This is a genomic window from Caballeronia udeis (genome assembly GCF_001544555.2).
Taxonomy (GTDB): Bacteria; Pseudomonadota; Gammaproteobacteria; order Burkholderiales; family Burkholderiaceae; genus Caballeronia; species Caballeronia udeis.
The window spans coordinates 72,935-90,925 of the sequence record NZ_FCOK02000002.1; the positions used below are offsets into that span (position 1 = coordinate 72,935).

Annotated in this window: 17 protein-coding genes and 1 tRNA gene; 8 read left to right on the forward strand and 10 right to left on the reverse strand. The window is 59.0% G+C overall.

All coding sequences use genetic code 11. From position 1 onward, the window contains the following. The first annotated feature begins 95 nt into the window (after positions 1–95). Entirely contained in the window at positions 96–1,451 is a 1,356-nt protein-coding gene (locus AWB69_RS01840) for a TolC family outer membrane protein (protein WP_231936952.1), read from the forward strand. Positions 1,452–1,520: 69 nt separating this feature from the next. Here AWB69_RS01840 and AWB69_RS01845 read toward each other — a convergent pair whose 3' ends face one another. Both AWB69_RS01845 and AWB69_RS01850 read right to left on the reverse strand, forming a co-directional pair. Then, positions 1,521–1,823: a hypothetical protein gene (locus AWB69_RS01845; protein ID WP_062081506.1), complete on the reverse strand. Its 303-nt coding sequence runs from the start codon at positions 1,821–1,823 to the stop codon at positions 1,521–1,523. A 154-nt stretch (positions 1,824–1,977) separates the two neighbouring features. After that, positions 1,978–3,147 (reverse strand): acyltransferase family protein, encoded by a 1,170-nt coding sequence (locus AWB69_RS01850; RefSeq protein WP_082913229.1) that lies wholly within the window; start codon positions 3,145–3,147, stop codon positions 1,978–1,980. Positions 3,148–3,671: 524 nt separating this feature from the next. Here AWB69_RS01850 and AWB69_RS01855 point away from each other — a divergent pair. Together AWB69_RS01855 and AWB69_RS01865 are read left to right on the forward strand one after the other, a co-directional pair. Beyond that, the gene (locus AWB69_RS01855) at positions 3,672–3,920 is read left to right on the forward strand and encodes a hypothetical protein (protein WP_062081508.1); all 249 of its coding nucleotides are present in this window, start codon (positions 3,672–3,674) and stop codon (positions 3,918–3,920) included. A gap of 815 nt (positions 3,921–4,735) precedes the next feature. Then, positions 4,736–5,389, forward strand: a complete 654-nt coding sequence (locus AWB69_RS01865) for a Crp/Fnr family transcriptional regulator (protein ID WP_062081513.1) — start codon at positions 4,736–4,738, stop codon at positions 5,387–5,389. Positions 5,390–5,732: 343 nt separating this feature from the next. Here the strand turns inward: AWB69_RS01865 and AWB69_RS01870 are convergent, their stop codons facing one another. Together AWB69_RS01870 and AWB69_RS01875 are read right to left on the reverse strand one after the other, a co-directional pair. Next, positions 5,733–6,344, reverse strand: coding sequence for a MarC family protein (locus tag AWB69_RS01870; protein ID WP_062081515.1), 612 nt, complete (start codon positions 6,342–6,344; stop codon positions 5,733–5,735). A gap of 1 nt (position 6,345) precedes the next feature. Continuing rightward, a complete protein-coding gene (locus AWB69_RS01875) occupies positions 6,346–8,094 on the reverse strand; it encodes a proline--tRNA ligase (RefSeq protein ID WP_062081517.1) in 1,749 nt (582 codons plus the stop codon). Positions 8,095–8,324: 230 nt separating this feature from the next. Here AWB69_RS01875 and AWB69_RS01880 point away from each other — a divergent pair, with 230 nt between their 5' ends. Both AWB69_RS01880 and AWB69_RS01885 read left to right on the forward strand, forming a co-directional pair. Beyond that, positions 8,325–8,975, forward strand: coding sequence for an RNA pyrophosphohydrolase (locus AWB69_RS01880; RefSeq protein WP_062081520.1), 651 nt, complete (start codon positions 8,325–8,327; stop codon positions 8,973–8,975). A 180-nt stretch (positions 8,976–9,155) separates the two neighbouring features. Continuing rightward, positions 9,156–9,710 (forward strand): CNP1-like family protein, encoded by a 555-nt coding sequence (locus AWB69_RS01885; protein WP_062081522.1) that lies wholly within the window; start codon positions 9,156–9,158, stop codon positions 9,708–9,710. Between the two features lie 251 nt (positions 9,711–9,961). Here AWB69_RS01885 and proB read toward each other — a convergent pair whose 3' ends face one another. The 4 genes from proB to rplU all read right to left on the reverse strand — a co-directional run bounded on the left by proB (position 9,962) and on the right by rplU (position 13,183). Continuing rightward, entirely contained in the window at positions 9,962–11,080 is a 1,119-nt protein-coding gene (proB, locus tag AWB69_RS01895; protein ID WP_062081944.1) for a glutamate 5-kinase, read from the reverse strand. A gap of 48 nt (positions 11,081–11,128) precedes the next feature. Next, positions 11,129–12,253, reverse strand: a complete 1,125-nt coding sequence (gene cgtA / locus AWB69_RS01900) for an Obg family GTPase CgtA (RefSeq protein WP_062081527.1) — start codon at positions 12,251–12,253, stop codon at positions 11,129–11,131. 311 nt (positions 12,254–12,564) lie between these two features. Next, the gene (gene rpmA, locus AWB69_RS01905; protein ID WP_031360734.1) at positions 12,565–12,825 is read right to left on the reverse strand and encodes a 50S ribosomal protein L27; all 261 of its coding nucleotides are present in this window, start codon (positions 12,823–12,825) and stop codon (positions 12,565–12,567) included. 43 nt (positions 12,826–12,868) lie between these two features. Then, positions 12,869–13,183 carry a 50S ribosomal protein L21 gene (gene rplU, locus AWB69_RS01910; RefSeq protein ID WP_031360733.1) on the reverse strand — a complete coding sequence of 105 codons (315 nt, stop codon included), beginning with the start codon at positions 13,181–13,183 and terminating at the stop codon, positions 12,869–12,871. A gap of 301 nt (positions 13,184–13,484) precedes the next feature. Between rplU and AWB69_RS01915 the strand changes: the two genes are divergently transcribed. Next, positions 13,485–14,477 (forward strand): polyprenyl synthetase family protein, encoded by a 993-nt coding sequence (locus tag AWB69_RS01915; protein WP_062081529.1) that lies wholly within the window; start codon positions 13,485–13,487, stop codon positions 14,475–14,477. A gap of 31 nt (positions 14,478–14,508) precedes the next feature. Then, positions 14,509–14,585: transfer RNA gene (locus AWB69_RS01920), tRNA-Pro, on the forward strand. 255 nt (positions 14,586–14,840) lie between these two features. Here AWB69_RS01920 and AWB69_RS01925 read toward each other — a convergent pair. Both AWB69_RS01925 and ffh read right to left on the reverse strand, forming a co-directional pair. Continuing rightward, positions 14,841–15,392: a hypoxanthine-guanine phosphoribosyltransferase gene (locus AWB69_RS01925; RefSeq protein WP_062081531.1), complete on the reverse strand. Its 552-nt coding sequence runs from the start codon at positions 15,390–15,392 to the stop codon at positions 14,841–14,843. A 129-nt stretch (positions 15,393–15,521) separates the two neighbouring features. After that, a complete protein-coding gene (gene ffh / locus AWB69_RS01930; RefSeq protein ID WP_062081532.1) occupies positions 15,522–16,889 on the reverse strand; it encodes a signal recognition particle protein in 1,368 nt (455 codons plus the stop codon). 133 nt (positions 16,890–17,022) lie between these two features. On the opposite strand from ffh, the gene AWB69_RS01935 reads away from it, so the two are divergent. Beyond that, positions 17,023–17,979 (forward strand): cytochrome C assembly family protein, encoded by a 957-nt coding sequence (locus tag AWB69_RS01935; protein WP_062081534.1) that lies wholly within the window; start codon positions 17,023–17,025, stop codon positions 17,977–17,979. Positions 17,980–17,991: the final 12 nt, after the last annotated feature.

Sequence of the window (17,991 nt, forward strand, 5' to 3'; positions counted from 1 at the left end):
ATGCGGTAGGAAGGGCTATTGACTGTGTGCCGATGACTGGCAGGATCCGCCTGCGCGCAATCTGCGCCGCGATGTCAGTCGTCATAGGCTCCTGCGTGGTTACTCCAGCTCACGCGTTCGGACTGGCAGATGCCTATGAAGCGGCGCTCAGTCGTGATCCGGTGTATGCAGCCGCCAAGAAGGAGCGCGATGCCGGCGAGGCGAATCGCGCGATTGGCCGCTCGTATCTGTTGCCGTCCGTGTCGGCGAATTACGCGAACTATCGTGACTGGACGCGCACTTCACTTGTTGGACAACCAGATGGCGGTCCAGGCGGGTTGACCCAGCAATATCGGGCCTATACCGAGGGTGTTTCGTTGCGTCAGCCGCTCCTGAACTATGAAGGTCTGGCGCGATATCGCTACGGCAAGGCGCAGGCGCTGGCGAGCGATGCGACCTTCACGGACAACAGTGAGGATCTGCTTGTGCGCGTGCTGAGCGCTTACACGGACACGATCTTTGCGTTGGATCAGGTCGCACTGGCTTCAGCACAAAAGACAGCTTTCGACGAACAGTTGCGCGGCAACGAGTCGATGTTCGCCAATGGGCAGGGCACACGCACGGACATTCTGGAAACACGCTCGAAGGCCGCGCTCGCCGAGGCAGATCTTGAAGATGCGCGTGACAATCTCGATAACGCCGCGCATGCGCTGGAGGCTGTTACGGGGTTGCCCGCCTCACTCGACGTTGATGGACTGGACCGGCTAAGCGACGCCTATCGGGCCGTCATGCCGGCGCCCGCGAGCTTCGACCAGTGGCGCGACATGGCGCTCGACGGCAACGCCGAGCTGATCGCGGGACGTCACTCGGTTGAGGCGGCACGGCAACAGCGGGAAATCGCGCGCGCTGGTTTTCTGCCGCGCGTTGACGTGGTCGCCAGTCTCGGCAGGAACCAGTCGGATTCGCTCGACACCATCGGGCAACGTTATCTGACGAAATCGATCGGCATTGAAATCACTATTCCTTTGTATTCTGGCGGCCTTGTGAAAGCGAGTACGGACCAGGCGGGCGCGAACTACGAACGTGCGCAGTACGAACTGGAAGACAAGACGAACAAGGTACTGCTGGACGTCAGAAAGCAGTACAACCTGTGCGTCAGCAGTCTCGCCAGAATTGACGCATTGCAACGGGCATCGGCGTCGGCGACGTTGTTGATTGCGGCCACCAAGAAGAGCGTTCAGGCAGGTGTACGCACCAACCTCGACGTGCTGACTGCTGAGCAGCAATTGTTCCAATCGAAGCGCGATCTGGCGCGTGCGCGCTATCAGTATCTGATAGCCGATCTGCAATTGAGGCACGCAGTGGGCTCTTTGACCGCCGACGATCTATACGATATGGCGAAGTGGTTTGTCCCACCTGCGCAGGTGGCGACTGCCATGAGCGACAGCACGTCGCCGACCGGCTTTCATTAAAGCGGCGGTTAATCAGGGCACGCAGGACGCGCAGCGGCTTGCGTGCCCTGAATAGCAGAAGGAGGGCGGTTAGTTGCCGACCAGTCCGTATATGCCCAGTGCGAAGTGATTGGACACAGCTTCTATGTCTTCTTCCGTATCGGTGCGAACAGCGTTCGACGCCGGCTGCTGCGTCACCTTTCGCGGTGCTGACGCGATATGTTCTTCGAGACCTTCAATTGAGGTGGAATCTGCCAGCGCGTCTTGCAATTCGATAATCAACTGGCTCGCACGGTTGCGATGCAAGAGGAAACGCCGCGTGGTTGATCGGTCCGTGCCGTCGGCGCACTGCTTGCTCAAGCCGAAGGACACGTGAACGTGATCCGGCAGCATCGTCGGCTCTATGGTCCACTCCGCAATCCATAGCTTCGAGTCAGGCCTTTTACGCCGCGTGGTCTTTCTGTTTGGGTTGGACCCGGCTGCCATATAGCTTCACGATGAATTAGGGAATGGCGCGTGGCTAATTGCCTCGCCATTGCAACGTAATTTATCGCATGCGGGATGGGCGAGTTGTGCTGAAGCGCACACGTTTGGCGAAACAAGTGTCAGACAAATAGCGCAACAACAGTTTCTTCACCTGCTCGGCCAACCCTCGCTCAAGCAGTCGGTGAGACATTACTGCAACGACAATGGATACTGCCGTCGTCAGGAACAGGAATGAAAAGCCGTTGGTCAGATCGCCGTGTCCCATGCTGGAAAAGGGTATGGGAAGCCCTTCCTGCACCAGCGGGTGCCACAGGTACAAAGAAAACGATATATCGCCCAGGTACGTCAGCGCGACAGGCGTGAGCAGGGCTAACCGTTTGCTGGCGAGCACGAAGACGAGCATTGCCGGAATCAGCGACAAACCCCACTCGGCGACGCCGTGTCCGAGCCGGAAGCGGGACATATATTGCCAGGCGACGAACGACACCGATACGAACATCAGCAGATTCAGGGCTGCTTTGTCACGGATCGCGATAGGCGAGCGATAGATCAGCCCGATCATGACGCCCGCCGCAAACTGCCAGACGATCGGCGATGTCATCAGCTTCAGGTACGCATGGCGGAACCCGTAGTCAGTGTAAGTATCGAGTGTGACGTTGCCATGCAAATAAGGCACCAGGAGCAGCGTTACGCACAGCCATGTAGCGAGAACGAGCCATCGTGCCCGTCCGAACAGCATTGACAGGGCGAACACTGTGTAGAAGTACATTTCATAGTTCAGCGTCCATCCGACAGATGGCACGGGGAAGCCGAAATCCGGCGAAACGCCGTCGCCGGTAGGTACGAAGAGCAGGGTACAGATCAGTTGCCGGATGTGACCGTGACCGCGCAGAAATTCGGTGCCATTGAGCACCACAAAAACGAACGTTACCGACGCGACCGCGTAGACGGGCCAGACCCGGGAAAACCGTTTGATCAGGAATTGCACGACGTATCGCGCTGAACCGTCCGAGCGCGCGGTCGTGTGGACCATGATGAAGCCGCTCACAATGAAGAACAACACCACGCCCATTGAACCCGCTGCACCGAACAGCAGATCGCCGACCCCCGTGCCGTACGGGCTGATGAAGCGGCTGCCGTGATAAAGCACGACCATCAGGGCGGCCACGCCGCGAAACGCCTGGATAAAACCGAGGGGGTTGTTGGGCTGTTGAGTGCGTGGGTCGGACATCAGGTTAGGTGAATGAGTAAAGGCCGAGAAGCTTTTGGGTAGATGGCCGTGGTTTTGAGCTGGGTATGTCCCAGTGGACGCTGCACGTCGACACGCTGCACGTCGACAATATCTACCCGCAGTCCAGCATCATAGATGCATAGGTACGTCGAAGGTAGTGCTTACGCAACCCTGCTTGATTGGCCTTGTTCCAGGTTGTGACTCGAGTGTCCCGGCATGTCGGGCAGCCCTGTTTGGCGTCGCAAAATGCCCGGCGATGTGGGGCGAACTGGGCCGGCTGCCGAATGCGCCGGAGCACGCGGGCCTCAGAAATTTATGGGTGCTGGCTCGAGGGGCCGACAATGAAGGCCGCATTGGGTGGGGGAGACGCAGGTCAGCGCGGCAACGTGGAGGGCTTTATTCAAGCGCTCGGTCGACTCGCTGTGTGCTGTAAGCGGGGTATAGACGCGGCTCGTCGCAGTATCGGACGGCTGACCGTCACGTCGATGAATGGTTATGGTAAGGATATTTAACCGACTAACGGCGTGGCGCTGTTCGAGCGCGTGCGTAAGCGGTTCACAATGGGCTCGCGGGTGAACAAGCGCACCGGAGAAATCAAGGGAAAGCTGGTTTGGTGTTCGGTGAAAACGGTCATTGCTCAAGTGCGCACCCGTCTGAGCGAATGGCGACTCATGCCGAAGAAAACGTTTCCGGTTGCCGTGGCTATGGCCCAAGCCGGCTTCGTTGCGATGATGGGCGGCCACACTAGCCGACAGCGACGGGTCGTGGCGTGAGCGACGACGTTGAGCTTATGGAAGGTAATCCGCGCTTCGGGGAGACGTGCGTGGACGCCCTTGATGAAAGCCGGCAACATGCGTCGATGCTTACGCACTCTTCCGGCCTCTCCGAAAGCAGTCTGTCAAATACATACCTGAATACCGTGCGTTGGGCGTCGATGTCGGGCGCTGGATTGCCGGCGAATTCGTCTGTGACCAGCGGACGCCTTATCCCCGACGCCATACAACACGCGCCACGGCGGGAGCAGGATCCGCTAGCACGAAGGCTCACCAAGCCCCAAGCGTTTCTTCGCATGCAGACTGTTTCAGTTTCGTGAGGCAACACGCAGACTATTTCTGCTTTGTGAGACGCACGGTATAGGCGTACGCTTAATAGATTTTACAATATCTAACATATCCTTACAAAAACATTCAAATATTACAAAAATTTCTCGTTGGTTGGTGTGAGTAATATTTAAGTAAATATTTACTTTTTAAAATATGAACTTAGCGGTTGCTGCATCTTGTGCCAATTCGAGGCGGGCGGTCTCGACGGAACAAGACAAGGGCGGCATGGACACTTGGCAAAGAAAGGGATTGCGGCGGGATTGTAGGACACAGATGCAAAAGGACGACGGCCAGGACGGGCAAATGCTCGTGCTGTGCAAGCAGGGACTCTACCCACTGGGTGACCGTGCAATTCGTAATACAAGTGAATTGCGCAACGTCAGTTGGTATACAAACAGCGAATACGACCGCGTCGGGTTCGCTGGCAAGAGCACCACTAGCTGCGGACACAGCTAGTGAATGAGTGCGGATAAAAACAGACGATCATGAAAAATCAAACACTGTTTTCCGGAGCTAGCGACGATGTTGTCAACCGGGGAATTGAGCTGGCTCGTATCACCGAATTTAGGTCCGGCACTTACATCTGCCATCAGGGCGATCCAGGATCGCCGCTCATCCTGGTGTTATCGGGACAGTTACGCTTCTCCGCTCTTTCCGAAAACGGAATCGAAGTTCCGATACACGCGGTCAATCCGGGGCAATCGGTAGGAGGACCAGCGATTCTTTGCGACCTACCCATTCTGGGAAGTGTCGCAGCGGTCAAGAAGAGCACGGTGGCCCTTCTAAGCCGAGCCAATGCCCGGCAGTTGTTCGATGAGCCCGAGGTGTTGCGCGCATTGAGCCGGTCTATGGCTCAAGAGATCCAGGATTATCTCCAACATCACGCGGAGAAGGGACTGCCCCGCGCGGACACCCGAATAGCCGGGGTCATCATGTCGGCAATCAAAAACACTGAAATAGATGATTCGCCCCTGGCCGATCTTCCAACACACGCGACTATCGGGGCAATGGCGAAAGTCAGTCGGGAAACCGTTTCTCGCGTGCTGAAATCTCTGGAACATCGTGGCGTAATCATGAAAGAAGGCCGGCAGACCCGCGTTCGCGATCGCATTGCGTTAGAGAGACTAGCCGCCGGATGAGCGGCAGCCGGATGATGCAACAGGCTCTAAAAAAAGCCGACTCGTCGAGTCGGCGCAAAGCCTCTGGCTTATCCGAGGACTCGCCAGAACTGAGAGGCTTATGAGTATGTCCACCCGCAGCTTGGCGGACAGTGACACGGATCACATATTTTCATGCATTCCGCCTCGCTAATAAGCACGTGGCAGACATGCGTTCGCAGTTCACAATTGCTCTCGCCCCTCGATTTCCATCCGCAGTCCTACGCGCCGTTTTCGTCGCGCTTGATGATGGTATTTCGAGTGGCAGGGGGCAGACTCAGTGCCGCCCCCACTACGCCAGACGTTCAACGCAAAGGCATCACATTCAGCCGCTTGTGGCCAACTGATGCACGAAGGTCCGTATTCCGGTCAGTATCATTTCCACCGATATCGCGACCAGCACTAACCCCATCAGCCGTTCGAACGCCGTGACCGCCCGCTCGCCGAGCCAATGCTGGATCTTCTCGGCCAGCACTAGCACGACCGCGCAGACCATCATGGTGACGGTTAGTGCTCCGATCCATTCCCACATCTGCCCGGGCGCTTGCGATGTCAGCAGCATCACCGTCGCCAGCGCCGACGGACCGGCGAGCGCGGGAATTGCCAACGGCACGATCAGCGGTTCGCCACCGCGTGAATCACCGCCCATAGGGCCGTCGGGATGCGGAAAGATCATCCGCAGCGCGATCAGGAACAGCACGATCCCGCCACCTAGCCGCAACGACAAATCCGTCAGGCTCATCGCGCGAAGAAAGCGGTCGCCGACCAGCATGAACAACAGCAAAATCCCGAAGGCGATGGCTACTTCGCGCAAGATCACGACCCGCCGGCGTTCCTTCGCTACACCACGCAACGCATTGATGAAGATCGGGATATTGCCAAGCGGGTCGGTGATCAGAATAAGCAGCACCGTCGCCGAGAGGAAGTTGTACTGCACGTTACTGAGCCACTCCACGGGCCAGTGCGGCGCGCACCTTCTCGATCACCACGTTCGCCGCGTCGTCCAGCGGCAGCAACGAGGCTTCGGCGTCGCGTCGCGCCTGGTACTCGAGCTTGCCTTCCTTTAGCCCACGGTCACCAATCACCAGCCGATGCGGCACGCCGATCAGTTCCCAATCCGCGAACATCACGCCCGGGCGCTCGCCACGATCGTCCAGGACCACGTCAATACCCGCTGCCTGCAGCGCCGCGTAGAGCTTGTCGGCTTGTTCGCGAACCGCGTCGCTGCGGTCATAACCCATCGGGCACAAGACGACTTCGAACGGTGCAATCGATTCCGGCCAGATAATGCCCTTGGCGTCGAAATTCTGTTCAATCGCCGCGCCCAGGATCCGCGTGATACCGATCCCGTAGCAGCCCATCTGCATGGGTGCAGGCTTGCCGTTTTCATCGAGGAACGACGCGCCCATGGCATCCGAATACTTGGTGCCAAGCTGGAACACGTGGCCCACTTCAATGCCGCGGCAAATTTCCAGCGTGCCCTTGCCGTCCGGCGACGGGTCACCCGCCAGCACGTTACGGATGTCCGCCACGACCGGTTCCGGCAGGTCGCGGCCCCAGTTCACGCCGGTGATGTGATAGTCCACTTCGTTTGCGCCGACCACGAAGTCGCTCATGTTCGCGACCGTACGGTCAGCGATCACCTTGATCGGCTTCTTCGTGTTGATCGGGCCGAGATAGCCGGGCGGCGTGCCGAAGGTATCTATGATTTCAGCTTCGGTAGCAAAGCGATAACCCGCCAGACCCGGCTGCTTGTTCGCCTTGATGTCGTTCAGCGAATGGTCGCCGCGCAGCATCAATAGCCAGATGGTCGGCTCGGCGCCTTCGTTTTCCGTCGCGAGGATGATCGACTTGATCGTCCGTTGCAGCGGAATGTCCAGCAGTTCAGCGACAGCCTCGCATTTCGCCTTACCCGGCGTGGCCGTCTTCTTCATCTCCTCCGCAGGCGCCGGACGCGTGGCGTTCAGCGGCAGCGCGTCTGCGGCTTCCACGTTTGCCGCGTAATCCGAGGTCGGGCAATACGCGATTGCGTCTTCGCCGGTGTCGGCAATCACGTGAAATTCATGCGAGCCGCTGCCGCCGATCGAGCCGTTATCGGCCGCGACCGCACGGAATTCCAGGCCGATGCGGGTGAACACACGCACATAGGCATCGAACATTTTCTTGTACGACTCGGCGAGGCCCGCCTGATCGCGGTCGAAGGAATACGCGTCCTTCATGATGAACTCGCGCCCGCGCATCACGCCGAAACGCGGGCGGATTTCATCGCGGAACTTGGTCTGGATCTGGTAGAAATTGACCGGTAACTGCCGATAACTCTTGATCTCACGCCGCGCGATGTCGGTCACCACTTCTTCGTGCGTCGGTCCAATCACGAAATCGCGGTCATGACGATCCTTGATGCGCAGCAGTTCGGGGCCGTACTGTTCCCAGCGCGCCGATTCCTGCCAGAGTTCGGCCGGCTGCACGGCGGGCATCAACAATTCGAGTGCGCCGGCCCGGTTCATTTCTTCACGCACGATTGCCTCCACCTTGCGGATGGAGCGCAGGCCGATAGGCAGATAACTATAGATACCGCCCGCCACACGGCGAATCATGCCCGCACGCATCATGAGTTGGTGGCTGACGATTTCCGCGTCGGTGGGAGCTTCCTTCAGGGTGCCAATAAAGAAACGGGATGCTTTCATTCAAAAATTTTCCAATGCGGGAGCGCGTCGATTGAATGGGTTTTCGGCCCAAACCTGCGGACATGCAGAACGTGCGGAACGAGTGAACGACGGGACAGCGATGCGGTAAGGCGTTCGCCGCCCGCCCCGGCACCCAAGCGAAACGAACCCCGATTCGGGTTCGTGCCGGTGCGCCAGGCCCGTTATCTGTTTATAATCAAAGCAATTTTAAAGGATTCGAAGGTGGTTGTATGCTGGATCGTGAAGGCTTTCGCCCGAACGTCGGCATCATCCTCTTGAACGCGCACAACGAAGTGTTTTGGGGCAAGCGGCTACGTGAACATTCCTGGCAGTTTCCGCAAGGGGGCATCAAATATGGTGAGACCCCCGTGCAAGCGATGTATCGGGAGTTACACGAAGAAACCGGCTTGCTTCCGGAGCACGTGAAGGTCGTGGGTCGAACCCGCGACTGGCTGCGTTATGAGGTGCCGGACAAGTTCATCAAGCGCGAGGTGCGCGGACATTATCGCGGACAGAAACAGATCTGGTTTTTGTTGCGCATGGTAGGCCGCGACTGTGACATTTGTTTGCGTGCGACTGATCATCCGGAATTCGATGCCTGGCGGTGGAACGAATATTGGGTCCCGCTCGACGCGGTGATCGAGTTCAAGCGGGATGTATATCAGCTTGCGCTCACGGAACTTTCTCGCTTTCTGAGGCGCGCAGTCGTGCGTGCTGAGCGCGCGGAACGTATGGCGCATCATGCCAACCGGTATCCGCGCGTGATTCAGGGCATGACTATGGAAGACGCGGCCGTTTCTGCTAACGGTAGTGTCATTCAGGCAGAATGTTCGGTGACCGAAGAGCTGCACATCTACGCACAACGTCCTTCGCGGGATTAGGACGTGTGTCATTCGAAGCGGCGGTGCGGCAACGCGCGCCGCTTTTTTTCGTGCAGCGTCGAAGGCTGGGCTTGCGTGTTATGACATGCCGGCGTGTTCCCTGGTGGGACAATCGCCGCGCGTTTCACGCGGCACGATCGATTTGCAGTCGCTTCTGCATCAACCTCGGGAAATCAAGAATTGAAAGCCATTGCATTGTTCGCGGCATCTGCGGCAGCCCTTGCCGTGCTCGCCGGTTGCGGCAGCGCCAAGCCGACCAACAAGGACGACAGCGCGTTCGTCTACCTCATGGACCGCAAGCCGAACTGGACCGAAAACAAGGTCGACGCCTTGCCTCCGCTGCCGCAGGAGGCGAATCTCCTGCCGTTCACGGTGTCGGAAAATACGCCGCTATCTTTTTTCATCGATAAAAACTCGCTCAGCGTGGGGACCGACGGTGTCATCCGCTACACGGTCGTCGTGAAAAGCCCGGCCGGCGCGCGCAACGTCAATTACGAAGGCATTCGCTGCGACAACTACAACTGGCGCCTGTACGCGAGCATTAATGAGGACCAGAACGGCTGGGACCGCACGGTCGAAAACGATTTTCAACGCATCGAAAACGGTAATTTGAACGCCTATCGCGCAGCGCTGTATCAGGATTATTTCTGCGCAAACAAGTTGCCGACGGGGTCGGCCAAGCAGATTTTGTCGAACATCCAGATGAAGCGGACCGCGGTTTCGAACTATCACTAAGTCGAACGGCCCCCTGGCAAAGTCTGCTGCGCCTGACGGTCAGCAGGCTTTTTTGCGCAGCCTTGTTGCGTTGCGGCCGGGTTTCTGGCGCCAGGTGATCTCGCGCACGGCAGGCTGTGGTTATCGGAAGATATTGGTCAACAGATGCGCTCAAAAAGTGAATTTTTTCAATATTTTCACGCATATGACCGGAAAGAAGCGAAAAAGCCGCCAATTTGGCGGCTTTTTCGTTTTGACACGCCCGGCGTAGCTTACGCCAGCACCAGATTGTCCCGATGGATCAACTCGGGTTCGAGCATATACCCCAGCACCGTTTCAATTTCACCGCTCGGCCGGCGCTGAATCAATCGCGCTTCGGAGCTGCTGTAGTTCGTGATGCCGCGCGCCACCTCCTGCCCGCCGGGATTCATGCACGCGATCACTTCGCCACGCGCGAACGCGCCGTGAACATCGACCACGCCGATCGGCAACAGGCTTTTACCGCCCTCGGTGAGCTTTTCGACCGCGCCGTTGTCGATAACCACGTGCCCGCGCACCTGCAAATGATCGGCCATCCATTGCTTGCGGGCGGCCATACGAGCCGTGCGCGCCATCAGTTGCGTACCAATCATCTCGCCCGATGCCAGCCGTGTCAGGACGTCCGACTCCCGCCCACTCGCGATCACCGTATTCGCACCGCTATGCGCCGCGCGTTTCGCCGCGAGAATCTTGGTCAGCATGCCGCCGCGCCCCAGGCTGGAACCCGCGCCGCCCGCCATGGCTTCGAGTTCCGGCGTGCCCGCATCAGCCTGCTCAACCAGCGTGGCCGTAGGGTCGTGACGGGGATCCGCGGTAAACAGACCGCGCTGGTCGGTGAGGATGATCAGCGCGTCGCCTTCTATGAGATTCGCTACCAGCGCGCCGAGCGTGTCGTTGTCGCCGAACTTGATTTCGTCGGTAATGACGGTGTCGTTTTCATTGATGATCGGCACGCAACCCAGGCGCAGCAAGGTGAGCAGCGTTGAGCGCGCGTTCAGGTAGCGTTCGCGGTCGGCGAGATCGGCGTGCGTGAGGAGAATCTGCGCCGTACGCATGCCGTGCTTGCCGAAACTGCTTTCGTAGACCTGCGCCAAACCCATCTGGCCAACGGCCGCAGCGGCCTGTAATTCGTCAATTTCGCGCGGCCGCTTCGTCCAGCCCAGCCGATGAATACCCTCGGCAATCGCACCGGAACTGACCAGTACGACTTCCTTGCCTTGCCCGCGCAACGCTGCAATCTGCGCGGCCCAACGAGCGATGGCCGCGTGGTCGAGCCCACGCCCGTCGTTGGTTACCAGGCTCGATCCCACTTTCACTACGAGTCGCTTCGAAGCGGCTATGACGGAACGCATCTGACGCATTTCTCCTCGGATTTGCCTCGATAACCACGGGCCAAACTTTTACGCTTCGTCTTCGTCAATCTCCGGCGCCGGCTGCGGCGCCACGGCGGTGGGTTCGTCGCGGAAACGGACATCCGCGGCGAGATCTTCGGCTTCTGCCGCCCGCGACGCATCCGAATTCTTCGAGATGTAGTCAAAAATGGCGTACGTCAGGCTTTCGCAGCCCTGACCCGTCAGCGCCGAAATTTCGAACACCGGACCCTCCCATTCGTAACGCTTGATGAAGTCCGCCACGCGCGATTTGCGCTCATCTTCCGGCACCATGTCGAGCTTGTTCAGCACGAGCCAGCGCGGCTTTTCATACAACGCTTCGTCATACTTGCGCAATTCGTTGACGATCGCGCGCGCCTCTACAATGGGATCGACTGCATCGTCGAACGGGGCCAGATCAACAAGGTGCAATAGCACGCCCGTGCGCTGCAAGTGCCGCAGGAACCGGTGACCCAGACCCGCACCTTCCGCCGCGCCTTCGATCAAGCCCGGAATGTCGGCAATGACGAAGCTCTTTTCCGGTCCCACGCGCACCACGCCGAGATTCGGCGCTAGCGTGGTGAATGGATAGTCGGCAATTTTCGGCCGCGCATTCGACACCGCCGTGATGAACGTGGATTTACCCGCGTTCGGCATGCCGAGCAGACCGACGTCGGCGAGCACTTTCAGTTCGAGGCGCAGCATGCGCCGGTCGCCTGGCTTGCCTTCCGTCTTCTGGCGCGGCGCGCGGTTCGTACTCGACTTGAAGTGCAGGTTGCCAAGGCCGCCCGCTCCGCCGTGCGCAATCAGCACGCTCTGGTTGTGCTCGGTCAGGTCAGCGATCAACTCGCCCGTTTCCGTGTCCGCGATGATTGTACCGACCGGCATGCGCAAGATGATGTCGTCGCCGCCCTTGCCGTAGCAGTCGGCGCCGCGGCCGTTTTCGCCGTTGCGCGCCTGGTGTTTCTTCGCGTACCGGTAGTCGATCAGCGTGTTGATGTTGCGGTCCGCGACCGCGTACACGCTGCCGCCCCGGCCGCCGTCGCCGCCGTCCGGTCCGCCGAAGGGGACGAACTTCTCGCGCCGCATCGACGCGCTGCCATCCCCTCCGTCGCCGGCGATGACTTCAATTCTCGCTTCGTCAATGAACTTCATGAGTTGCTCCGTCCCGTGTTTCACTTTGCATGGGACTGGAGTAAGGCGCATGGGACCGGAGTAAGCGCTAAAGCGCAAACTCTGGTCGACAGCGCCAACTCCAGTCGACCGCTCTGCATGGGACTGGAGTAGGGCGCTGAAGCGCCAACTCCAGTCGACACACTATTCTGCCGCGACCAGCCGATGCCAGCCACTAGGCCATTCGATATATGCCACCGCTTGGACACGGCCAATAAAAGCCGCCCAATAAAAAAAGCCCCGCGAACTTCGCGGGGCCCTTTCCGGTCCTGAAGCCCGTGCCTTGATGAACCTTAGGCAGCCGGGACGACGTTGACCAGATGCTTCTTTGCTGCGCCCTTCGTCGAAAACGTGACGTGGCCGTCAGTCAGCGCGAACAAGGTGTGATCCTTGCCCATGCCGACGTTGTCGCCCGGGTGCATGCGCGTACCGCGCTGGCGAACAATGATGCCGCCTGCATTGATAGCCTGGCCGCCGTAAACCTTCACGCCGAGGCGCTTTGATTCAGAGTCGCGACCATTGCGGGATGACCCGCCTGCTTTTTTGTGTGCCATTTAATAGCTCCTTGACCGTTTAGCTTAATCGACTCGACGACGCTTACGCGGCGTTGATAGCGTCGATACGCAGTTCGGTGTAGTTCTGGCGATGGCCAGCGTGCTTTTGGTAGTGCTTCCGGCGACGCATCTTGAAGATCGTGACCTTCTTGTGACGACCCTGGGACACGACGGTAGCTATGACGGAAGCCCCACTGACCAGCGGTGCACCGAACTGAATCGATTCACCTTCGCCTACTGCGAGAACCTGGTCGAGCGTGATTTCAGCGTCAATGTCTGCCGGTATCTGTTCTACTTTCAATTTTTCGCCGACAGCAACCTTATACTGCTTGCCACCGGTTTTTATGACCGCGTACATTGAGAACCTCACTCTTTAATTCATCTGAATTCATTTTTCCGCACACCGTGCGCGAAAACGCGTGATTATACAGAGAGTTAGGCGCTCCGTCAAAACCCTTGTGCATCGCGAAAACCGAGGCGGCTGCCGCCCGGACAGAGCAACGTACACGGACCACGCACGCACCATTATCGCGATTTTTCTGCCTGACGCCGCGCGTCAGGCTTGCCGCGGCGGCCTGCGCGATTCGTCCGAGGCGTCTTTAGAGGCGGCTATCGGCCGATTCGCCTTATAATTCGCGGCACTACCCTAATTGCCGATCATGTCGTCCACTGCCATTTCCTCCCCAAACGCCGCCAACGTGCTCGAGCCCATCGCCGAGGACATGCAGCAGGTCAATCGCGTCATCCGGCAGCGCCTGGCGTCCGAAGTGATGCTGATCAACCAGATTTCCGAGTACATCATAGGGGCCGGCGGCAAACGGCTCCGGCCCGCGTTGCTGCTGCTGGTCGCAGGCGCGCTCGGTGACACCACCGGGCACCGGCACGAACTGGCCGCTGTCGTCGAGTTCATTCATACAGCCACGTTGCTGCACGATGACGTAGTCGACGAATCCGATCTCCGGCGCGGCCGGAAAACCGCGAATGCGCTGTTCGGCAATGCGGCGAGCGTGCTCGTCGGCGACTTTTTGTATTCGCGTTCCTTCGAAATGATGGTCGGCGTGGGCAAGATGCGCGTGATGGAGATCCTGTCGGTTGCGACCAACGTGATCTCGGAAGGCGAAGTCCTGCAGTTGCTCAACATGCACGACCCGGATGTGGACGAAGCGCGTTACATGCAGGTGATCCGCTACAAGACGGCCAAGCTTTTCGAAGCGGCTGCACAACTGGGTGCGGTTTTGTCGGGGTCGGATGCCCGGACGGAAGCAGCGGCGGCAGAATTTGGCCGGCGCATTGGCACGGCGTTTCAGATCATGGACGACTGGCTCGATTACACAGGCACGGCGGAGTCGATGGGTAAAAACGCCGGCGACGATCTGCGCGAAGGCAAACCCACGCTGCCCCTGATTTATCTGATGGAGCACGGCTCGGCCGAACAGGCAGCGCTTGCGCGTGAGGCGATCGAGCAAGGCAGCACTGATAAGTTCGACACCATCTTCGAAGCCATCACGAAGTCGGGCGCGCTCGATCACACGCTGAAATGCGCGCGGCAGGAAGCGCAGGCGGCAGCGAATGCGATTTCTTCGTTTCCGGATTCCATTTTTAAAGAGAGCCTGCTAGAATTATGTTCTTACTCGACGGCAAGACAGTCCTGAAAAGGAAACGAACCGTCTCAGAGTGAACATTCGGGGTGTAGCTTAGCCTGGTAGAGCGCTACGTTCGGGACGTAGAGGCCGGAGGTTCGAATCCTCTCACCCCGACCAGAATTGATAAAAAAACCGCCCAGCTTGCTGGGCGGTTTTTTGTTTTGGGTCGTCATTTACTGAGCGGATGTTGGCTTCTTCAGCATGACGCTATTAAACAAAAAATCCCCTGAAGCTGGTTAGGGGATTTTAGGGTTTGTCAGCAGTCTGGCCGTTTTTCAACTCACGTCGAAAGCGGTCTTTTCTATCTTCGGCAGAACTGAAATCAAAGCGAATTGCGCGGCCTTCAGGCTCACGCCAAGCGCTCACGACAATTCACGCGCCTTCCGTCAGCGCCCGGATCGTCGGCAGGTTGCGCCAGTATCCCTTCGCGTCCATGCCGCAGCCGAACACGTACCGGTCAGGCACTTCGAAGCCGCAAAAGTCCGGGCGCAAGGGTTTCGATTTATTGATGAGCTTCTCGCACAGCACGGCCGAGAGGAATTTCTTCGCACCCATGGCCATGATGCGGTCGCGGATGGCGGCCATGGTTTCGCCTTCATCCAGGATGTCGTCGAGCACGAGCACGACACGATCCTTCACCGACTCGGCCGGCGCCACACGCCATTCCATCTTGTCGCCACCCTTGGTCGTGTTCCGATACCGCGTCAGGTGGATGTAGTCGAACTCGAGCGGAAAGTCGAGGTGCGGCAGCAGCATGCCGGTGAACACCGCCGCGCCGCCCATGACAGACAGCACGAGTGGAAACTCTTCGCCGGTGCTTGCGCCAATGGCTTTCGCCATGCTTCCGATCGACGCGGTCACGTCTTGCGCCGAAACGATCTCTTCGGAGTGGCTGAAAATGTGGAGTGCTTCTTCGCGATTCATAAGGGCAGGCGGCGAGGGTGTAGAGCTAAAAATAGGGGAAACGAGGCGCTAAGCGCCACATGATAAACCCGCGTTCTTCAGTGAACGCGGGTCATTCGAATCAAGCTGAATCAGACCGAAACCAAAGCTTCAACGCATGCCCGGCATCATGCCCTTCATGCCGCGCATCATTTTCTGCAGATTGCCGCCCTTCAGCTTTTTCATCATGCCGCGCATCTGCTCGTATTGATTCAGCATGCGGTTGACTTCCTGGACCTGAACACCCGCACCCGCTGCAATGCGGCGCTTGCGTTGCGCCTTGATCAGATCGGGTTTCGCGCGTTCGAGCAGCGTCATGGAGTTGATAATGCCCTCCATGCGGCGCATCTGTTTTTCGGCGATGCCCATGTCCGCGCCTGCCGCGGCCTGCTGGAACTGCGCCGGCAGCTTGTCCATCAGCGACGACAAACCGCCCATCTTCTTCATCTGCGAAAGTTGTGCGCGGAAGTCGTTCAGGTCGAAATCGCCGCCTTTCTTGACTTTATCGGCGAGTTTTTGGGCGGCCGCGCCGTCCACGCCTTTCTGTGCTTCCTCGACCAAAGCGAGAATGTCGCCCATGCCGAGAATCCGGTTCGCCATCCGGTCCGGGTGGAAAACTTCCAGCCCATCCAGTTTTTCGGCGACACCCACGAACTTGATCGGCTTGCCGGTCACGTGACGCACTGACAGCGCCGCGCCGCCGCGCGAGTCGCCGTCCAGCTTGGTCAGCACCACGCCGGTCAGCGGCAGGGCGTCGCTGAACGCCTTCGCCGTATTCACCGCGTCCTGGCCGAGCATGGCGTCGACCACGAACAGCGTTTCCGCCGGCTTCAGGATGCCGTGCAGCTCGGCGATTTCCTTCATCATCGCTTCGTCGATACCGAGCCGGCCGGCCGTATCGACGATCAGCACGTCATGGAAGTGGCGTTTCGCCCAGTCCACCGCCGCGCGTGCGATATCCGCCGGTTTCTGATCCGGCTCCGACGGGAAAAAGTCCGCGCCGACTTGTTCAGTCACCGTTTTCAATTGCTGAATTGCGGCCGGACGATACACGTCGACGGACACCGTCAGCACTTTTTTCTTGTGCTTCTCGCGCAGCAGCTTGGCGAGCTTGCCCGACGTGGTGGTTTTACCCGCGCCTTGCAGGCCGGCCATCAGGATGATTGCCGGCGGTGTGACAGCGAGATTCAGCTCGACGGCCTTACCCTCGTAATCCCCGCCAATGATTGCGGTCAGTTCGCGCTGCACGACGCCGACAAGCGCCTGCCCCGGCGACAGGCTGGAAAGCACTTCCTCGCCGAGCGCTTTTTCCTTCACCTTCGCGATAAATTCGCGCACAACCGGCAACGCGACGTCGGCCTCGAGCAGCGCCAGGCGTACTTCGCGCAGCATTTCCTGCGTGTTGGCCTCGGTGAGCCGGGCTTCGCCGCGCAGCGTCTTGACGACGCGCGCCATCCGTGTAGTGAGTGTGTCGAGCATGGGAGCGTGTGGAGAGTGCGGCCGGTGCCGGGTAACAGTAATGAGGTACGGCGTCCTGGCGGCTCTTGCTTCAAGACGACCTGGCAAGAGGGGGAAGACGTCGCGGCTTCAGGGCCTGGTGTAAACTTCGAACATGGATATTGTACTGTATGCCCTCACTGCGCTTCTCTATGGCGGACTTGCCGTAGCCGGCTGGCGCGCGCATCGCAACACGGCTGTCGAGCCGGCGCTGGCGGGCATGCCGGCGGGCGGTCGCCTGGCCGGAGGGATGACTGCCGGCACTACGGGCATGGCCGACTCCATGCGAAGCGGCCGGGCATCGAAGGCATCGGGCATGAGCGCGATGGGGCGCGTGTTGCTCGGCGTCGCGTTGTTCGTGCATGGCCTCTTGTTGCACACCACCATCTTCCCGCAAAACGCGATGGTGTTCGGCTTCGCCTTCGCGCTCTCCGCCATGTTCTGGCTGGGCGCGGGCATCTACTGGATAGAAAGCTTTTTCTTCCCGCTCGACGGCTTGAGGCTGCTCGTGCTGCCGCTTGCATGCGTGGCCTCAATCATGCCGCTGATTTTTGGCGGCGTGCGTGTGCTGTCGTATGCCGCCGCGCCCATGTTCAAGCTGCATTTCCTGATCGCGAACATCGCATATGGGCTGTTCGCGATCGCCGCGCTACACGCCATCCTGATGTTGATGGTGGAAAAGCGCCTGCAGAACATGCGCGGAACCAGCACGCGGCATACATCGAATAGCTGGGTGTCGAGTTGGCTCGACACCTTGCCGCCATTGCTCACGCTGGAAAAGTTGTTGTTCCGCCTGATTTCGGCTGGCTTCGTGCTGCTGACGCTGACGCTCATATCGGGTGTCGCGTTCAACGAACAACTCGTCGACAAGGCATTCAAGCTCGATCACAAGACCGTGTTCGCGATTCTGTCGTGGCTGATGTTCGGTGCGCTGCTGACCGCTCGCCGCGTGTCGGGCTGGCGCGGCCGCGCCGCGTTGCGCTGGGTGCTCGCTTCGTTCGTCGCGTTGCTGCTCGCTTATGTGGGCAGCCGCTTCGTCTTTGAAGTGCTGTTGCACCGTGCGGTCGTTTGACGCGGTGGCTTG